Raw genomic sequence first — 15,079 nt, 5'->3', positions numbered from 1 at the left:
TGACCGTGCTCACTGAACGAAGAAATTCCAAACCACTCGGTGACGGCTTGATTGCAATCCGCCGCCTACAGCACGGTGTGGGGCGATATTGCTTTACCGTTCCAGTAACCACGATCTCGTCGTCCGACTGCCCTAGGTTGTGTCGCGATAAGGTCGGCGAAGCGAAAACTTCTGTGATGAAAAGGGTCCTTGCGCCACCAACGAATAGAACTGATCGGCGGGGCTTCGGTTAACGCCAGCGTCTTTCATCTGGCCTTTGCTGATCATTGCATCGTCTCAATGCCGGACAGGATGATGCGTGCACACCGGAAATCCTTGAACCCCATCATCGGCTTGATGATGCGTTTGATGGCACGGTGATCCTGCTCGACGACGTTATTCAGGTATTTGTTTTGCCGAACCTTGATCGGCGTTGAACGCTCGGCATTGAGCGCTTCAAGCGCAGCCAGATTCGCGCCGCTCTTGGCCACCGTAATTGTCCCGGGCTCGCCGTTATGGTCAATCGCCTTCTCGAAGTAGCGGCGAGCAGCGGCCTTATCGCCATGGGCGCGCAGCAGGAATCCACCGTGTTGCCGGCCTTGTCGACGGCACGGTCAAGTATTTCCATTGGCCCTTGACCTTGACGTAGGTCTCATCGACGCGCCCGCTCTTGCACGACAGGCCGTTTGCGATCGCGGAATGCCTTTTCAAACACCGGCAGCAACTTGATGACCCAGCGGTGCATGCTCGAATGATCCGCTTCGATTCCCCGTTCGGCCATTATTTCCTCGAGGTTGCGCAGGCCCAGCGAGTACGCCACATACCAGCGCACCCACAGCAGACTTACATCCAGTGGATAGTGCAGTCGCTTCAGTACCTTGCCAATGCCGGTGGGCAGCGTCTTGCGTGGCGTCTTCGTCCTTGCCATCGTGCTCGTCATGCTTGGTAATTGGACCAATTCTACTTCATCGCGTTAGCGCGACAGAACCTAAAACCGCACGCTTATGCCGACTCGCGCGGCGATCTGATTCCCGGTGCTCGACGCGCTGACGGTCGTCAGATCAGCGACTGCCGCCCTCCCGGTCGAATCAATGCCCGAAGCATGCTGCCACGCAGCCTCTGCATACAGACGCGTGCGTTTGGACAGGAAATATTGAGTACCCAGGGTCACCTGGCTGTATTTCGCCTCGTCTGCGTGAGTATAGGCGTAGGAAATGCCAACTACGGCCGCTGCAATGATCCGCGCGGAGTATGCAACCTCAACGCTGGTGATCGACGGGCTTGCGCCGCCGCGAGGCGTCGTTGCCGTTTTCACGACACGGTTGAACTGCGTACTTGTCAGATTGACGCCGATTGTCGACGCGCCGATAGTCAAACCCGCGCCCACGCCGAAAGCGTCGAGACTCGCTGCCGAGCTATAACCCAGATAGATGGGATTATTGACTGGGTTACTAAACGGTGTATTGCTGCTTGCGGTCGCAGCCCCATCGAAGTAAGTGACCGCTGGATCGTTGATGTGATGGTAGACAGCGCTCGCGGAAAACGGACCGCCGGCATAATGGGCGGCCATACCCCAAAGCTGATTGGTGCCGACGGAACCGGACACGCCGCCGACCCCATACAAGCCTCCGAAAGAGAAACCGCCGAGGGAAGGACTCGCGTACTTGACGGTATTGCTCAGCTTGTAGGAGATGAAAATGTTGTCGAGGTCGCCGGCGTGGGTGCCCAACGGACCGGAGAACTGAACGCTTCCGGAGTAGGCACCCAGATAGTCGCCCATCACGTCGTCTTGCCGACCGAGCGTCAGCGTTCCCCACTGCGAGCTCAAGCCGACGTAAGCAAGCCGGCCGAATTCGCGGCCATTTTGCAGAAGCTGTCCGGTTTGCAGGTTGAAGCCGCTTTCCAGCTTGAAGATAGTGGACATTCCGCCTCCTAGATTCTCTAAGCCGGTCAGCCCCCAGCGGCTGCTTCCCAGGCCGCCGCTGGTCGCCTGCGTCGACGACGCTCCCCCTTGGTTGTTCGTGTACGTGATCCCCCCATCGGCAATACCGTACAGGGTGACGTTGTTGGCCTGAGCATGAGCCAGTGTGTTCAACGTTCCGAGAAAGAGAACTACACATATCGTGGCAAGCCGACGTTGCCCCAAGCGCTGATAGCTATCTATTCTTGAATAGATACCGATTGATCCTCCGTTTATAAGCATAACGAAATTTATTTCAGTCATGTTCAAATGTCTTTGATAAGATTTGATTTTCATAATTCCGTCGTAGCTCGACCGCGGTCGACGCGGCGCAAGTAGTGGGGCCGATGCTCAGAAAGCAAGCATGATCTAATGGTAAATGTATAGACAATCCGACTGCAACAAAAAAATAACAAAAACCTCTTGCTGACGATTTGTAAGAATATTGCTTATGAAATAAGCCCTCCATGTTCGGATCGCGTGGCGAAATCTCGGTAACTGCTGCATGCTTTCGGCATTGCAGCTGTCGAAAACGAGGTGCCCTCGAACTTCGATATCTCAATGCAAGTCAATTCAAAACTCTATAACCCGAGTTCCAAATGAGGCAGACTACTTCAAGGGGCGTTGTCAACTTGCCAAGAATAGAACGGCACGACGGGCAGTGTGACGATTGGTCAGAAAGCGCTCGACGGATTTTGGGTGATTCGGAAAATTCACGCCAAGCGACGAACCGAGCGGCGAGCTGTTTGCGATAGAGTGAAGCGCTTAGCAGATGCCGCTTGAGCGCGAAGTGTTGGCAAATCGGACCAAAGCACGAGAGATACTGCTGCGTGCGTTTCAGGTTGCTAAAGCCGCGCATGCGACGCTCGCGTTCGCGTGTAGGTTGATTGCTGTTTTCGGCTCGGTTATTAAGCCGGGCAGCCCCTTTGACGAATACATGCTTCACGCTCGCAAGCTCCGGGATCTCGGCTCTGTCGGCCGGTAGCTGCGTAACTGATCCGTGACGATCTTGCGTGGCACGGGGCTCGAGCGCAGCACGCGCTTGAAGAAGCGTTTGGCGGCGGCTTTATCACGCCGCTTCTGCACCAGAATGTCGAGTTCGGCGCCATGTTCGTCTACCGCACGCCACAACAGATACGGTTCACCTCGCAAGGTGACGAACATCTCGTCACGGTGCCACATACTACCCGGCTTGCGTCGCACCGCTATTACTCGATGAGCAAAGCCTTTACCAAATTTGTCACTCCTGCATCGGATCGTGTCGTATGTCACGATCACGCCGCGCTCGAAGGAGCAGTTCCTCGATGTCGCGCAAGCTACAACTGAAAGCGGAAATACCAGCGCACGGCGCAACTGATGACCGCAGCTGGAAAACAATGACCGTGATAAAGCGATTTTGATTTCTTCACCTCGCCATCTTTTGTGAGTGGCCCGACAACCTAACAACGCCCTCTGGATTGATACCGGCAAGATATGTATAGACAATCTTAAATGGCGCTGCTACTTTGCGAAATCAATGAAGTCGCTTGCGCAGCCGATGCCCAAAAAAGAGCCGAGGACGCGGCAGAGGCACTGGAAAAGGAACGAACAACATGAACGAGACAAATCTGATTCTTGGTGGACGGAAGGCATGGACAATTGTCGTACTTGTCTTTCTGTTCATGCTAATCAACTTCGCGGATAAGGCGGTCGTTGGCTTGTCAAGCACGGCGATCATCACCGAATTACGACTAACTCACGCGCAGTTTGGCGCGTTGGGAAGTGCGTTCTTTTTGCTGTTCTCAATTTCGGGTGTCGCAATTGGATTCCTGTCTAACCACGTCTCAACCAAACGCATCATGCTGGTAATGAGCGTGATCTGGGCCCTGGCACTTTTACCCATGACAGGGACCGTCAGCTTTGTCGCGCTATTTGGCAGCCGGGTGATTCTCGGCGCTGCGGAAGGACCTGCATTTCCTGTCGCACTTCACGCCGTGTACAAGTGGTTTGGCGATAACCGCCGAGCCGTGCCGACCAGCGTTGTTGCATGCGGCGCCGCGTTCGGAGCCGGCGTGGTTGCGCCACTCATCACATGGATCATCGTGCGTTACAGCTGGCATGCCGCTTTTGCCGCGCTGGCTGTGGCGGGTCTCGCCTGGGCCATCGTCTGGGCCGCTGTCGGCGAGGACGGGCCCATAGGCCACGTGATAGCAGACGGCGTAGCGCCCACCCGCATTCCTTACCGCTATCTGATTCTGAGCCGTACCGCGCTCGGCGTGTATATAGCAGGCTTCGCCGCATACTGGATGATTGCGCTTAACATCGTCTGGCTTGCCAACTATCTGATCCGGGCTGTTCACCTCAGCCCCTCGACGGCGGCTTGGGTGATTGCCCTCCCCTCGGTGATGCAGATCGTGCTGGCACCCTGCTTCGCATTCATATCGCAACGGCTCGCGAAGAATGGCTATTCGAGCCGCGTTGCACGGGGTGCGTTCGGCTGCGTGTGCGTGATCGGCGCCGGTGCGGCGGCGGCCTGTCTACCGATGTTGGCTCTGGGTCCGTTGAAGATCTTGCTGATTGGCCTCGCGTTTTCAATAGGCAGCGTTATCTTCACGCTCGGTTCGACGCTGATCGGAGAAATCTGCCCGTCCTCGCAGCGTGGCGCGCTGCTGGGCATCACCAACTCGGTTCATACCCTTGCCGGCCTGATCGCACCCGTCGCCATGGGCCTGATTGTCGACGTCGGCTCGGACCCCGTCGACGGCTTCCGGACTGGCTATCTTTACGCGGGTCTGCTCGTCATCACTCTCGGTATCGTAGCGGCCCTGCTGATTCACCCGGAAGCCGATCTGCGCCGCTTTCGCCGACTTGGCATTACGCAATCGCCGGACGAAACGACGGCACCCACGCAAAACCACTCGCACATGTCCGCACCTCTCGCTAAAGGCGGCCTGTCGGATTAACACCTATTTTTTCAGGAAACCCTCTATGGAATCGATTCATTTCACCTTTCTGAACCGTCTGGACGTCGAGCGACTGGAGTTGACGGACGCGGAGATTCTGGCTGCCGTGGAATCGGCGCTGGTCGCCCAGGGCAATCGCGAAACCGTGATCGAACCCCGTGTTCATTTGATCCCGAAGGATTCCGCGGAAGGACATTTTAACGTACTGCGCGGGGTCATCCACCCGCTCGGCCTTGCGGGCGTGAAAGTGGTCGGCGACTTCGTCAACAACTATAAGCGCGGTTTGCCTTCAGAACTAGCCGTGCTTAACCTCTTTGATCCCGAGACGGGTGCCCCGAAGGCTATCCTCGATGCAACGTCGATCACAGATATGCGCACCGGCGCGATGACCGCGTTGGGAGCCAAACATCTAGCCCGCAAAGGCAGCAAGGTTCTTGCGCACATCGGTGCGCGCGGCACGTCCTATTGGAACGTGCGACTGCTCGACCACCTGTTCAACTTCGACGAAATCCGTGTGCATTCGCGGCGCGAAGAAAGCCGCAATGCGTTCGCGCAGCGGCTGTCCCAAGATCTCGGGAAGCCAGTCCGGGTCACTGAGGATTGGGAATCCTGCGTACGCGGCGCAGACATCGTGGTGGAAGCATCGCGCCTGCCAAAACCGGAACCGCTGCTAAAAACCGAATGGATCAAGCGCGGAGCGCTGGTAATGCCCTATGGCACGATGAGCGCCGTCGAGCTCTCACTGACGGATATCATGAACAAGATGGTGGTTGACGATTGGGGCCAGTGCCGCAAAGGTCTGCCGTTCGGCTCACTCAGGCAGCACGTCGACACCGACCGCCTTTCGGAAGAAACGCTACATGCGGAGCTTGGCGAGATCGTGGCGGGCAAGAAGGCCGGCCGCCAGAACGACGACGAGACGATCCTGTTCTGGCATCGCGGCCTCAGTCTCAGCGACATCGGGCTGGCTCACGCGATGCTCGAGAAAGCGAAGCGCCTCGGCATCGGGCAATCGTTGCAGTTCGCCTGACGTCCGCAGTCGAGTCAACTCCCTATAGTCACGAGGCGGTATCGCACGGGGCTGCGGCGGCCATCAACAAGCGCGGCAGCCTTCCCTGTTATCCATAATAAGAAGAGATTTTCCGTGGAAACAGGGTGGAAAAATATTTTGGAAAAGATCCTTCCCGAAAAGAATATTGAAAAATTGCGAACATATGTATAGACAAAGTATTTTCGTTTGGACGGCTTGAAATTCCGTCTTGACTCGCGCATCCACCTCGGGCGCGGAGACCAAAGGAAACTTTCCACGAAGGAAACTCATGCTCAACCCTGTCACACAGATATTCAGCGCGATTCTGTTGCTTCAAGCCTTGACGTGCCATGCCGCCGTTACCTTAGAGGGCAAGTCGGCCACTCCGGGAATGATCAGCACCATCGCAATGGGCGAACAGGTTGTCGTTGCACCTGCGGCCATGAGGCAAGTCGCGAAAGGGCATGACCTGTTGCTCGAAGCCGCCGTCGAGGGGCAGCGCATTTACGGTCTTACCGTTGGCGTTGGTATGAACAAGGACCGTCAGATGGTCGATGCTCAAGGTAAGCTTACGACCGACGTCATTGAGGCTTCGACACGCTTCAATGCCGCGCTGCTTCATGCGCATTCGGGGGGCGTGGGCCCAGACATGGACGTCCGAACCGCCCGCGCTGCTATGGCGACGCGTCTGAATCAAATGCTCGTCGGTGCATCGGGGGTGCAACCCGCAGTCGCAGAAAAGTACGTCCAGTTCCTGAATTCTGGCATTACCCCCTCGATCCCGATCGAAGGGTCGATCGGTGAAGCGGACATTACTATTCTGAGCCACGTCGGTTTAACTATGATGGGCGAAGGCGACGTGTATTACCGCGGCGTAAAAGTCGCTGCCGCGACTGCGCTAAAAGCCGCTGGAATCGAACCGATCCACCCGTGGGGAAAAGACGCACTGGGTATTCTCAGTTCAAACGCTTACTCTACGGGTATGGCGGCGCTCGCGCTTATTGATCTCAAGCAACTGAGCCACGTCGAAAAAGTCGTCTACGCGATGAGTCTGCAGGGCTTGAATGGCAACGTTTCGCCGTTTCTCGAAGATACGCTTGCGCTGCACCCTTATCCTCACGTGATTCGGACGGGCGCTGCGTTGCGCGATATTCTCACGGGTAGCAGTCTATGGCAACGGGACGACGAGAGGGCACTACAGGATCCCCTCAGCTTCCGCGATGCGCCTTATCTGCTGGCTGAAATCGACAAGAGTTACGACGAGAACCGCCGACTCATTGAAATCCAGTTGAATTCATCGGACGATAATCCTGGCGTGGCTATTGGCGTTAAACCGAAGAGCGACCTCTGGCAAGCGAAGCGCAGCTATCTGCAAGAGAAGGACGGATATGGCGCCGTGTTGCCTAACGCCAATTTCGAGCCGCTGCCATACGCGTTATCGTTCGAAGAGACTGGCATCACGTTGGCGCACAACTCGCTCGCCTCCGCGCAGCGAATCATCAAGATGAACGATCCGCGCTTTACGCACCTAAGCCGTTTCCTCGGCACGGATAACACGCTGCATGCCTTCGGCGCCATGGAGAAGCCGCCGCTGGCATTGGCTGAAGAGAACAAGGAACTGGCGATGCCGGTTTCGATGGACTATCTGTCGGCCGCAGGCGACATAGAAGATATCGCGACCAACGCACCTCGCGTGATTCGCAGGGTGCAAACGGAGATCGATAATTCGTTTGACCTGGTTGCAATCGAACTGATCTCTGCAGCGCAGGCTGTCGAGTTGCGTCAGAAAGCTGGCAAAGGTTTCACGCTGTCACCAGACACACAAAAACTTTTCGACGCATTGCGCAATGTTGTCCCGTTCCGGGATGAAGACCGGTCGTTCACTCCCGAGTTTCGGGCTGCTGCGACGTTGCTCAAGAAATACCAAGACTGACACGGTGTGATCCCGCTCGATTCCGCAAGTTCGAGGTTGCGAAGCGACTACATGTCAATTTAGGATTCTTTTCTACAAGTCCACTAATACTGGGATATTGGGGCGTGTCTTCTGCGTGTGAAGGCTCTCCGTTGTCCGTCGTTTCGTAATCAGTCAGAGAGAAATTTCATTAATTTGCTTTTATATTAAAAAGGACAACTAAGATGAAAAATATATGGCTGGCTGCCGCCTTTTCGGGAATCTGGGCGTTAGCCGCTCACGCGCAAAGTAGCGTGACGTTGTACGGCGTCCTCGATGAAGGGTTTCAATTCAATACCAACGCCAAAAATGTTGTAAAAGGCGTAAATGTCGGTGGCCGTCAATTGACGGTGGATTCGATCAATGGACTGAACGGTAGCCGGTGGGGTTTCCGCGGCACAGAGGATCTGGGTGACGGGCTGAAGGCGATCTTCGATATTCAAGGCGGTATCAATCTGAACACTGGCGCATTCGCGCAAGGTGGCACGCCGTTTGGCCGGACGACCTACGTCGGTTTAAGCAGCCGCAGCTACGGTACGGTGACATTCGGCCGCCAGTACGATCTTGTGGTTGCCTATGTACAGCCCGTCACGAGCACGGGTTACATTGGCGGATCGACGACCTTTGGCCATCCTGTTGACCTCGATAACCTCGTCAACACATTGCGTGTCAACAACAGTATCAAGTATGTAAGCCCAGACTTCAACGGTCTGAACTTTGGTGCCGAGGCAAGCCTTGGCGGTCAGCCGGGCAACGTTACCGGCGGCGGAGGCTATTCGTTCGGGGCGTCGTACAACCACGGGCCAATCACATTGGGCGCAGGCTACAACTTCTTCAAGAACCCAACCGGCCCGACTGCGGGAACGGGATTATTCACTGACAACGTGAGTGGCGCGAATTCACTGAGCGGCGTCTTGAATAGCAACTACATCACCGCGAGCTCGTACCAGGTCGCGGCAGTAGGTGGTACATACGCGATTGGCCCCGCCCTCATTGGACTGACCTATTCGAATACGCAGTACGGAAATGTCGCCTCCCTCGGCGGTGTATCGCCGAAGTTTAACGACGTCGAAGCTGGTTTGCGCTGGCAGTTCACACCGGCGTTCTTTGCAGGCTTCGCGTATAACTATACGACGAGTACCGGAGTGGAAGTACGTGGCGAGACACTCGGCGACCAGCACTACCATCAAATTGCCGTGCTAGCGGATTATTTCCTGTCCAAGCGCACGGACTTGTATTTTACAGCGGCGGTGCAGAAAGCATCCGGTGTCAGTTCTACAGGGAGTGCTGCCGTCGCAAACATCGGTGGGCTGGGCGATTCCTCTAATGACCGTCAGGCTGTGATGCGCATCGCACTGCGCCACAAATTCTAAGCAACGCGAAAAGATCAGTTCTTCGTCCTTTACGTGAAGCCCGATATCGGTTCGTGGTATCTCGGGAGAACGCGCGGCGGGAGTATCTTGCTGCGCGTTCTCTGAAGACTTCTTTTAAACGGCATCGCAGTATGCCGATATTTGCAAACCAGCGCGGAGGAGCACAAAAATGAGAAAAGGTATCGCGTCGTTCCGTATGTACAACGCATCAGTCAAAACAGCTGAAGCATGGAACTCGCTGTTCAGCAGGCTGTTCGCTGAGCTTGAACTGCAGATCGATATCGTTGCGCATGCGTGGCCGCTGCCATTGACCGAGCTTTGGGCGAGGGAAGATCTTGCTTGTGGATTCATGTGTGGGTGGCCGTTTGTCAACGAGACAGACCACCAGATCGTGCCGCTTGCCGTGCCTGTCCCGGAGCCAGCCTGGTACGCTGGCCTGCCTCGCTATCGTAGTGAGTTTCTCGTGAATCGAAGTTCCGCTGCATGCTCGCTGGCGACTGCATTGGGAGGTCGGATTGGCTGGATGTCAGTGGATTCGCAATCAGGATATCAGGCGCCGCGTGCTGCGCTCGGCGCGTTGTCGAATGACGGAAAGCCATTGTTCGCCGCGTCGATCGGGCCACTGCACACGCCAGCCCGTGCGCTGGATGCGCTTAATGCTGGTGAAGTTGACGTGGTGGCCGTTGACTGCTTCTATCTGGATCTCGCTCGCCATCACGCGCCGGAGAGAGTCGCGAATTTTCGGCCGATCGGCTACACAGCGTGGACGCCGATTCCACTGTTGGTCGCGTCATCGGCGCGGCCCGAAAGCGAGATCGCGGCAATCCGTGAAGCCTTGGTGTCATTGCATACGGTAGCCGGCTACGATGCCCTTATGTGTGACGTGCTGGTTCGGGAGTTCAGAATGCCGGAAATCGCTGCGTATCGGAGCCTGATCGAGATGGCTGAAGCCTTTCCGTCGTATGACACGATCCGCTAACTGTGGCCACCCCGTACTGTCCCTCGAGTGCAGCGGGTTGGACAGTACTGTCTTTGTAAATCTACAGATAAAGGTACGCATGATGAAGAAAGCGATCTTGTTTTCACTTGTCCTGATGCTGCACTCGGTGGCGCAGGCGGACGAACTGCTGATGGAGAAAAGCTCCCGATCGGTCTCGGAGACAATCGATCGGGTTGAGGCGGCGGCAAAAGATCAAGGTTTTGTGATCGTTGCACGGGTCGATCACGCGGCCGCAGCGGCGAAGGTCGGGCTCACGCTTCGGTCGACGGCGCTGCTGATCTTCGGCAACCCGAAAGTCGGTACACTACTAATGCGATGCGATCAGCGCGTCGGAATTGATCTACCTCTGAAAGCGCTCGCATGGCAGGACAAGGACGGACAGGTCTGGCTCGGCGCAACGAATCCGGCGGCGCTCAAGTCGCGTTATGAACTAGATGCTGCATGTGACGCGCCGGTTGCCTCCGCACAAAAGGTCATCAAGGAACTGATGGACTATGGCGCCAAGGGTTCGTGACGACGTTGCCACATTAAAACGTTAGCGACGCATTAGGGGTGCGGACGCGCACTTCCGCAGAAGGCGGACGGATCTTGGGTGATCTTGGTGAGACATGCCAGGCGGTGAAGCGGGCGCGAAGCCCACGCATGCGCTGCTCGCGTTTGCGCGTCGGTTCATGACTTTTTTCGGCCCGACTCTTCAGCCGCACGCAATCGCATCGACTGTTGATTTGCACCGAAATCAGACCCCTTTGGAGCGGTCGCGCGCAACGAAGACGACAGGTGGCCCGATGCAGGCCTCTGGGCAAGCAACGGCTCGACGAGATACGACAGCCCGTCAATTGCCTTGCGCATGTCTACCGGGTCGCGACAGATGTACGCGCGAACGTCCGAGGCGATCAGCACTGGCCGCCTCCGAGCTGCCCGAGCAGAAATCGCACGATGCGCTCGGCGTGAACGCCGCTCAGTTCGATGCGAACGCCCGCGAGCGAGAGCGTCATCCGGTCACGCGACGGCGATGCGTCAGCGGCGGGCCTTGCCACGGAAGGCTCCGGGGGGCCAGTTCAGCATGCAGACTGGAGACGATGAATGCCGCATCCGCAGTAACCGCGAGCGGCTGCCTGGTCTCCTTGATGGGGCTTGAAAGTTTCTTGCGCCACAGACTGAAGGTGCTTAGCGCAAGACCCTGTTCCCGGCAAAATCACCGAGCGCCGATCCCACTCGCTTTCCAGATGGTAACCATTTCGCCCCAGAACGCTTCACCTTGCCGAGGGCGACGTGCGCCCATCGCCGTTGCAGCCTTAATGTTCTCGTCTGCCATCGCATTGCACCATTCTCACGAAAGCAACACGTTCACACTCGAGCATGCCAGATTCAAGACGGGATCCGCTGACGTTTACCCTTGTTCAGCCGCCGTGCGGCAAGCCAGATGCCCAGCCCATCGTAGACCACCACGTTCATTCGCGTCGAGTGACGATTGGCGAACAGGTATGCGTGATGGGAACTCGGATCCTTCCGAACAAAGCCCTGCCGAATGCCTATACAATCCTTACTTTGGTCGCTGGAACGCCTGCGCATGGATACGGAAAAAATTGAGACAACGGCGGCTCCAGCCTATCAACAACTGAAGGACTATGTTCGAAAGATGATTGATACGGGGCAGTGGCGCTTAAATGACATGATTCCGACCGAGCTGTCATTGGCGAGCGAATTTTCCTTGTCGCGAATGACGGTGCATCGCGCGTTACGCGAACTCGTGAGTGAGAATCTTCTGACGCGTGTACGCGGACGTGGAACATTTGTCGCCGACCGTCGCCATCAAGCGACATTGATCGAGATCCACAGTATCGCGGACGAAATCCGCGCTCGTGGCGACGTGCATCGCGCAAAGGTCCTACTTGTTGAGTCGACTCAAGACGCCGCAGTGTTGCAAACGCTCGAGCTACCGCAGTTCGGCACCGCGTTCCATTCACGCATCGTGCATTTCGAGAATGACGTGCCGATTGAACTTGAGGATCGGTACGTCAATAGCCTCGTCTTTCCAGACTATTTAGATCAAAATTTTGAGATGGAAACGCCCAATGAATACATGATGCGCGTTGCTCCCGCTCAAGGCGCGCATTACTGGGTGACAGCGCGAAAGGCTAGCGCTATGGTCAGGCAGGCCTTGATGATGCCGATCGGCGAACCGTGTCTAGTGCTACGTCGCCAGACGAATGCTCTAGGACAAATCGCGAGTGATGTCACCCTTTGGCATCCCGCTAGCCGTTATAAACTGAGCGGTAGCCATTGACCTTTTTGCCGCTCGACCCAGGCACCCGTATTTGTTGCGGCAGGTGTCGTATCTAGGTGAGAGGGAGCATGTTCAGTGGCGTTGTCAGTTTGTCGCGTGATCGTGACATACGACACGATCCGATGCAGGAGTGACAAATTTGGTAAAGGCTTTGCTCATCGAGTAATAGCGGTGCGACGCAAGCCGGGTAGTATGTGGCACCGTGACGAGATGTTCGTCACCTTGCGAGGTGAACCGTATCTGTTGTGGCGTGCGGTAGACGAACATGGCGCCGAACTCGACATTCTGGTGCAGAAGCGGCGTGATAAAGCCGCCGCCAAACGCTTCTTCAAGCGCGTGCTGCGCTCGAGCCCCGTGCCACGCAAGATCGTCACGGATCAGTTACGCAGCTACCGGCCGACAGAGCCGAGATCCCGGAGCTTGCGAGCGTGAAGCATGTATTCGTCAAAGGGGCTGCCCGGCTTAATAACCGAGCCGAAAACAGCAATCAACCTACACGCGAACGCGAGCGTCGCATGCGCGGCTTTAGCAACCTGAAACGCACGCAGCAGTATCTCTCGTGCTTTGGTCCGATTTGCCAACACTTCGCGCTCAAGCGGCATCTGCTAAGCGCTTCACTCTATCGCAAACAGCTCGCCGCTCGGTTCGTCGCTTGGCGTGAATTTTCCGAATCACCCAAAATCCGTCGAGCGCTTTCTGACCAATCGTCATACTAGTCCACTGCGTCATTGACTTGGCACCGGGCAAATTCGACGGGAAGGATCGTCATATTTCCATTTGATTGGTTTCGGATTTTGATTGTGCTCGCGGATATAACGCATCAGTTTGCGATCCAGATCCTTCACCGAAGGTAAGCGGCTCACCGCGGCCGTTCGCTATCTCGCAAGCGCGTGAGGCATGATGGTGGCGCGGAGGATAAAGGGTAGATCGGATGGGACGCGTCCACGATCTATCTGAATCTGTCCGTCACGCGTCCGGAGTCGGTGGGCTAGACGGTTTGCGAAGCTTGTCGGCTACCCGCCAGGGCAGGAGGTCGTCGATGTGGTTGATTTTGTGGTCAGCGATGTGAGTTAGTACGAAGTCCAGGTAAGTGCGCGGATTGATGCCGTTCAGCTTGCAGGTGCCAATCAACGCATACATCGCGGCGGCCCGCTCACCTCCGCTGTCGGAGCCGGCGAACATATAGTTTTTTCTGCCGAGCGAGACGCAGCGAAGCGCATTTTCGGCAAGTATGTTGCTGATCTCCGCACGGCCATCGTTGCAGTACAGCATGAGCGCGTCCCATTGATTGAGCGAGTAGCGAATCGCCTTGGCCGTCTCGGACTTCGTCGACAGTGTCGCAAGCGTGTCCTTCATCCACGTCCCGATGGTCGCGAGCAACGGCTTGCTCTTCTCCTGTCGCACGCGCAGCCGTTCGGCCGCAGGTTTGCCGCGAATGTCGGCCTCGATGCCGTAGAGTTCGCCGATCATATTGAGCGCCCGAAGCGTCGTGGCTGAGGGCGTGCTCGCGTGGACCTCGTACAGCTTTCGCCTCGCGTGGTCCCAGCATGCGGCTTCGCGGACAGTGCCGTCTTCAAACAAGGGGTTAAAGCCGCCGAAAGCATCCGCCTGCAGGATGCCCTTAAAACCAGCGAGGTGGGTTTGTGGATGGGCACCTTTGCGATTGGGCGAGTACGCGAACCACACGGCCGCAGGTTCGGTCGAGCCCGAGCGGCGGTCGTCGCGCACGTAGACCCACAAGTGGCCCGTCTTGGTCTTCTTGTTGCCGGGTGCAAGCACCGGGATGGGCGTGTCGTCTGCATGGAGCTTGGTGGCTGCCATCGTGTAGGCGCGCAGCGCCTCGGTCAATGGTTGGCACAGTGCCTCGCATTGCCCGACCCAACGCCCCATGCTGCCTCGATCGAGCGTGACACCATCGCGCGCTGCGATCTCCGACTGCCGGTACAGGGGCAAATGGTCTGCATACTTCGAGACGAGTATGTCGGCCAGCAGACTCGGATGTGCAATGCTGCGCTCGATCGGCAGGCCTGGCATTGGCGGTTGGGCGATGTGACTGCAGCAGGTGCAGATCATTTTGTGACGGATCGTCCGGATCACCTTGAACGCAGCCGCGACGCGGGCGAGCTGCTCGGACACATCCTCGCCAAGTGCCTGCATCGGCTCGCCACAATCCGGGCAAGTCGACTCGGGATCGAGTGCGTAATCCTCGCGCGGCAGGTGGGCCGGGAACGCTTCCTTCGAGGCACTCTCACCAGAGGGAACGCTCGACGCCGATTCGCGTGCACGTCGAATGTCAGCGACACCGCGGCCGGCCGTCAGATCCTCAAGCTCCGTCTCGAGTCGCTCGATCTGCCGATCCAACTGCTCGGACTTGCGTCCGAACTGCATCCGCTTTAGCTTGTCGATCTGAACCTTGAGCCGTTCGATCTCGATATCCCGCTCGGCGAGCGCACGCTGCATCTGCTCGATTGACGCGCGCGCCTCGACCAGCATGGTCCGCAGGAGGCTAACATCATCGGGAAGATCGGCGCCGGTCGTCATGCGCCGTAGTTTACGA

At 56.9% G+C, this 15,079-nt stretch carries 12 protein-coding genes and 5 pseudogenes; 8 read left to right on the top strand and 9 right to left on the bottom strand.

The features are described from left to right. Positions 1–192: 192 nt before the first annotated feature. From AX768_RS30575 to AX768_RS30565, 3 genes and pseudogenes are all read right to left on the bottom strand, one after another. A pseudogene (locus AX768_RS30575) lies at positions 193–919 on the bottom strand (IS6 family transposase); the annotation flags it as partial. Positions 920–967: 48 nt separating this feature from the next. Beyond that, on the bottom strand, positions 968–2,236 hold the full coding sequence (locus AX768_RS30570; protein WP_155524390.1) for a porin: 1,269 nt from the start codon (positions 2,234–2,236) through the stop codon (positions 968–970). 377 nt (positions 2,237–2,613) lie between these two features. Then, positions 2,614–3,348 (bottom strand): annotated as a pseudogene (locus AX768_RS30565) (IS6 family transposase). Positions 3,349–3,531: 183 nt separating this feature from the next. Between AX768_RS30565 and AX768_RS30560 the strand changes: the two are divergent. The 6 genes from AX768_RS30560 to AX768_RS30535 all read left to right on the top strand — a co-directional run bounded on the left by AX768_RS30560 (position 3,532) and on the right by AX768_RS30535 (position 10,749). Further along, a complete protein-coding gene (locus AX768_RS30560; RefSeq protein ID WP_231941650.1) occupies positions 3,532–4,881 on the top strand; it encodes an MFS transporter in 1,350 nt (449 codons plus the stop codon). A gap of 25 nt (positions 4,882–4,906) precedes the next feature. Further along, complete coding sequence (locus AX768_RS30555; protein WP_062003904.1) at positions 4,907–5,911, top strand: ornithine cyclodeaminase family protein; 1,005 nt, start codon at positions 4,907–4,909, stop codon at positions 5,909–5,911. Positions 5,912–6,200: 289 nt separating this feature from the next. Continuing rightward, positions 6,201–7,844: an HAL/PAL/TAL family ammonia-lyase gene (locus AX768_RS30550; protein WP_062003902.1), complete on the top strand. Its 1,644-nt coding sequence runs from the start codon at positions 6,201–6,203 to the stop codon at positions 7,842–7,844. Positions 7,845–8,047: 203 nt separating this feature from the next. Then, positions 8,048–9,235, top strand: coding sequence for a porin (locus AX768_RS30545; RefSeq protein ID WP_062003900.1), 1,188 nt, complete (start codon positions 8,048–8,050; stop codon positions 9,233–9,235). A gap of 169 nt (positions 9,236–9,404) precedes the next feature. Then, entirely contained in the window at positions 9,405–10,214 is an 810-nt protein-coding gene (locus AX768_RS30540) for a phosphate/phosphite/phosphonate ABC transporter substrate-binding protein (RefSeq protein ID WP_062003899.1), read from the top strand. A 37-nt stretch (positions 10,215–10,251) separates the two neighbouring features. Next, positions 10,252–10,749, top strand: a complete 498-nt coding sequence (locus AX768_RS30535) for a DUF302 domain-containing protein (RefSeq protein WP_231941649.1) — start codon at positions 10,252–10,254, stop codon at positions 10,747–10,749. Between the two features lie 155 nt (positions 10,750–10,904). On the opposite strand, the gene AX768_RS34600 is transcribed toward AX768_RS30535, so the two are convergent. The 4 genes and pseudogenes from AX768_RS34600 to AX768_RS34590 form a co-directional block, all read right to left on the bottom strand. After that, positions 10,905–11,084, bottom strand: a complete 180-nt coding sequence (locus AX768_RS34600) for a hypothetical protein (RefSeq protein ID WP_442857286.1) — start codon at positions 11,082–11,084, stop codon at positions 10,905–10,907. Between the two features lie 44 nt (positions 11,085–11,128). Then, positions 11,129–11,272 carry a hypothetical protein gene (locus AX768_RS33125; protein WP_155524389.1) on the bottom strand — a complete coding sequence of 48 codons (144 nt, stop codon included), beginning with the start codon at positions 11,270–11,272 and terminating at the stop codon, positions 11,129–11,131. Beyond that, a pseudogene (locus tag AX768_RS34595) lies at positions 11,227–11,394 on the bottom strand (hypothetical protein); the annotation flags it as partial. The gene AX768_RS33125 and the pseudogene AX768_RS34595, both read right to left, overlap by 46 nt. A 209-nt stretch (positions 11,395–11,603) precedes the next feature. Beyond that, positions 11,604–11,690, bottom strand: coding sequence for a hypothetical protein (locus AX768_RS34590; protein WP_442857285.1), 87 nt, complete (start codon positions 11,688–11,690; stop codon positions 11,604–11,606). Positions 11,691–11,805: 115 nt separating this feature from the next. Between AX768_RS34590 and AX768_RS30525 the strand changes: the two genes are divergently transcribed. Both AX768_RS30525 and AX768_RS30520 read left to right on the top strand, forming a co-directional pair. Beyond that, entirely contained in the window at positions 11,806–12,522 is a 717-nt protein-coding gene (locus AX768_RS30525; RefSeq protein WP_062003896.1) for a UTRA domain-containing protein, read from the top strand. A gap of 96 nt (positions 12,523–12,618) precedes the next feature. After that, a pseudogene (locus tag AX768_RS30520) lies at positions 12,619–13,222 on the top strand (IS6 family transposase); the annotation flags it as partial. A 25-nt stretch (positions 13,223–13,247) separates the two neighbouring features. On the opposite strand, the pseudogene AX768_RS34585 reads toward AX768_RS30520, so the two are convergent. Together AX768_RS34585 and tnpC are read right to left on the bottom strand one after the other, a co-directional pair. After that, a pseudogene (locus AX768_RS34585) lies at positions 13,248–13,370 on the bottom strand (IS630 family transposase); the annotation flags it as partial. A gap of 118 nt (positions 13,371–13,488) precedes the next feature. Continuing rightward, the gene (gene tnpC / locus AX768_RS30515) at positions 13,489–15,063 is read right to left on the bottom strand and encodes an IS66 family transposase (RefSeq protein ID WP_062003895.1); all 1,575 of its coding nucleotides are present in this window, start codon (positions 15,061–15,063) and stop codon (positions 13,489–13,491) included. Positions 15,064–15,079: the final 16 nt, after the last annotated feature.

Origin of the sequence: Burkholderia sp. PAMC 28687 (genome assembly GCF_001577465.1) — a bacterium.
Lineage (GTDB): Bacteria > Pseudomonadota > Gammaproteobacteria > Burkholderiales > Burkholderiaceae > Caballeronia.
Note: the sequence above shows the minus strand (reverse complement) of the source record. Positions and strands in the feature narration are given on the sequence as shown.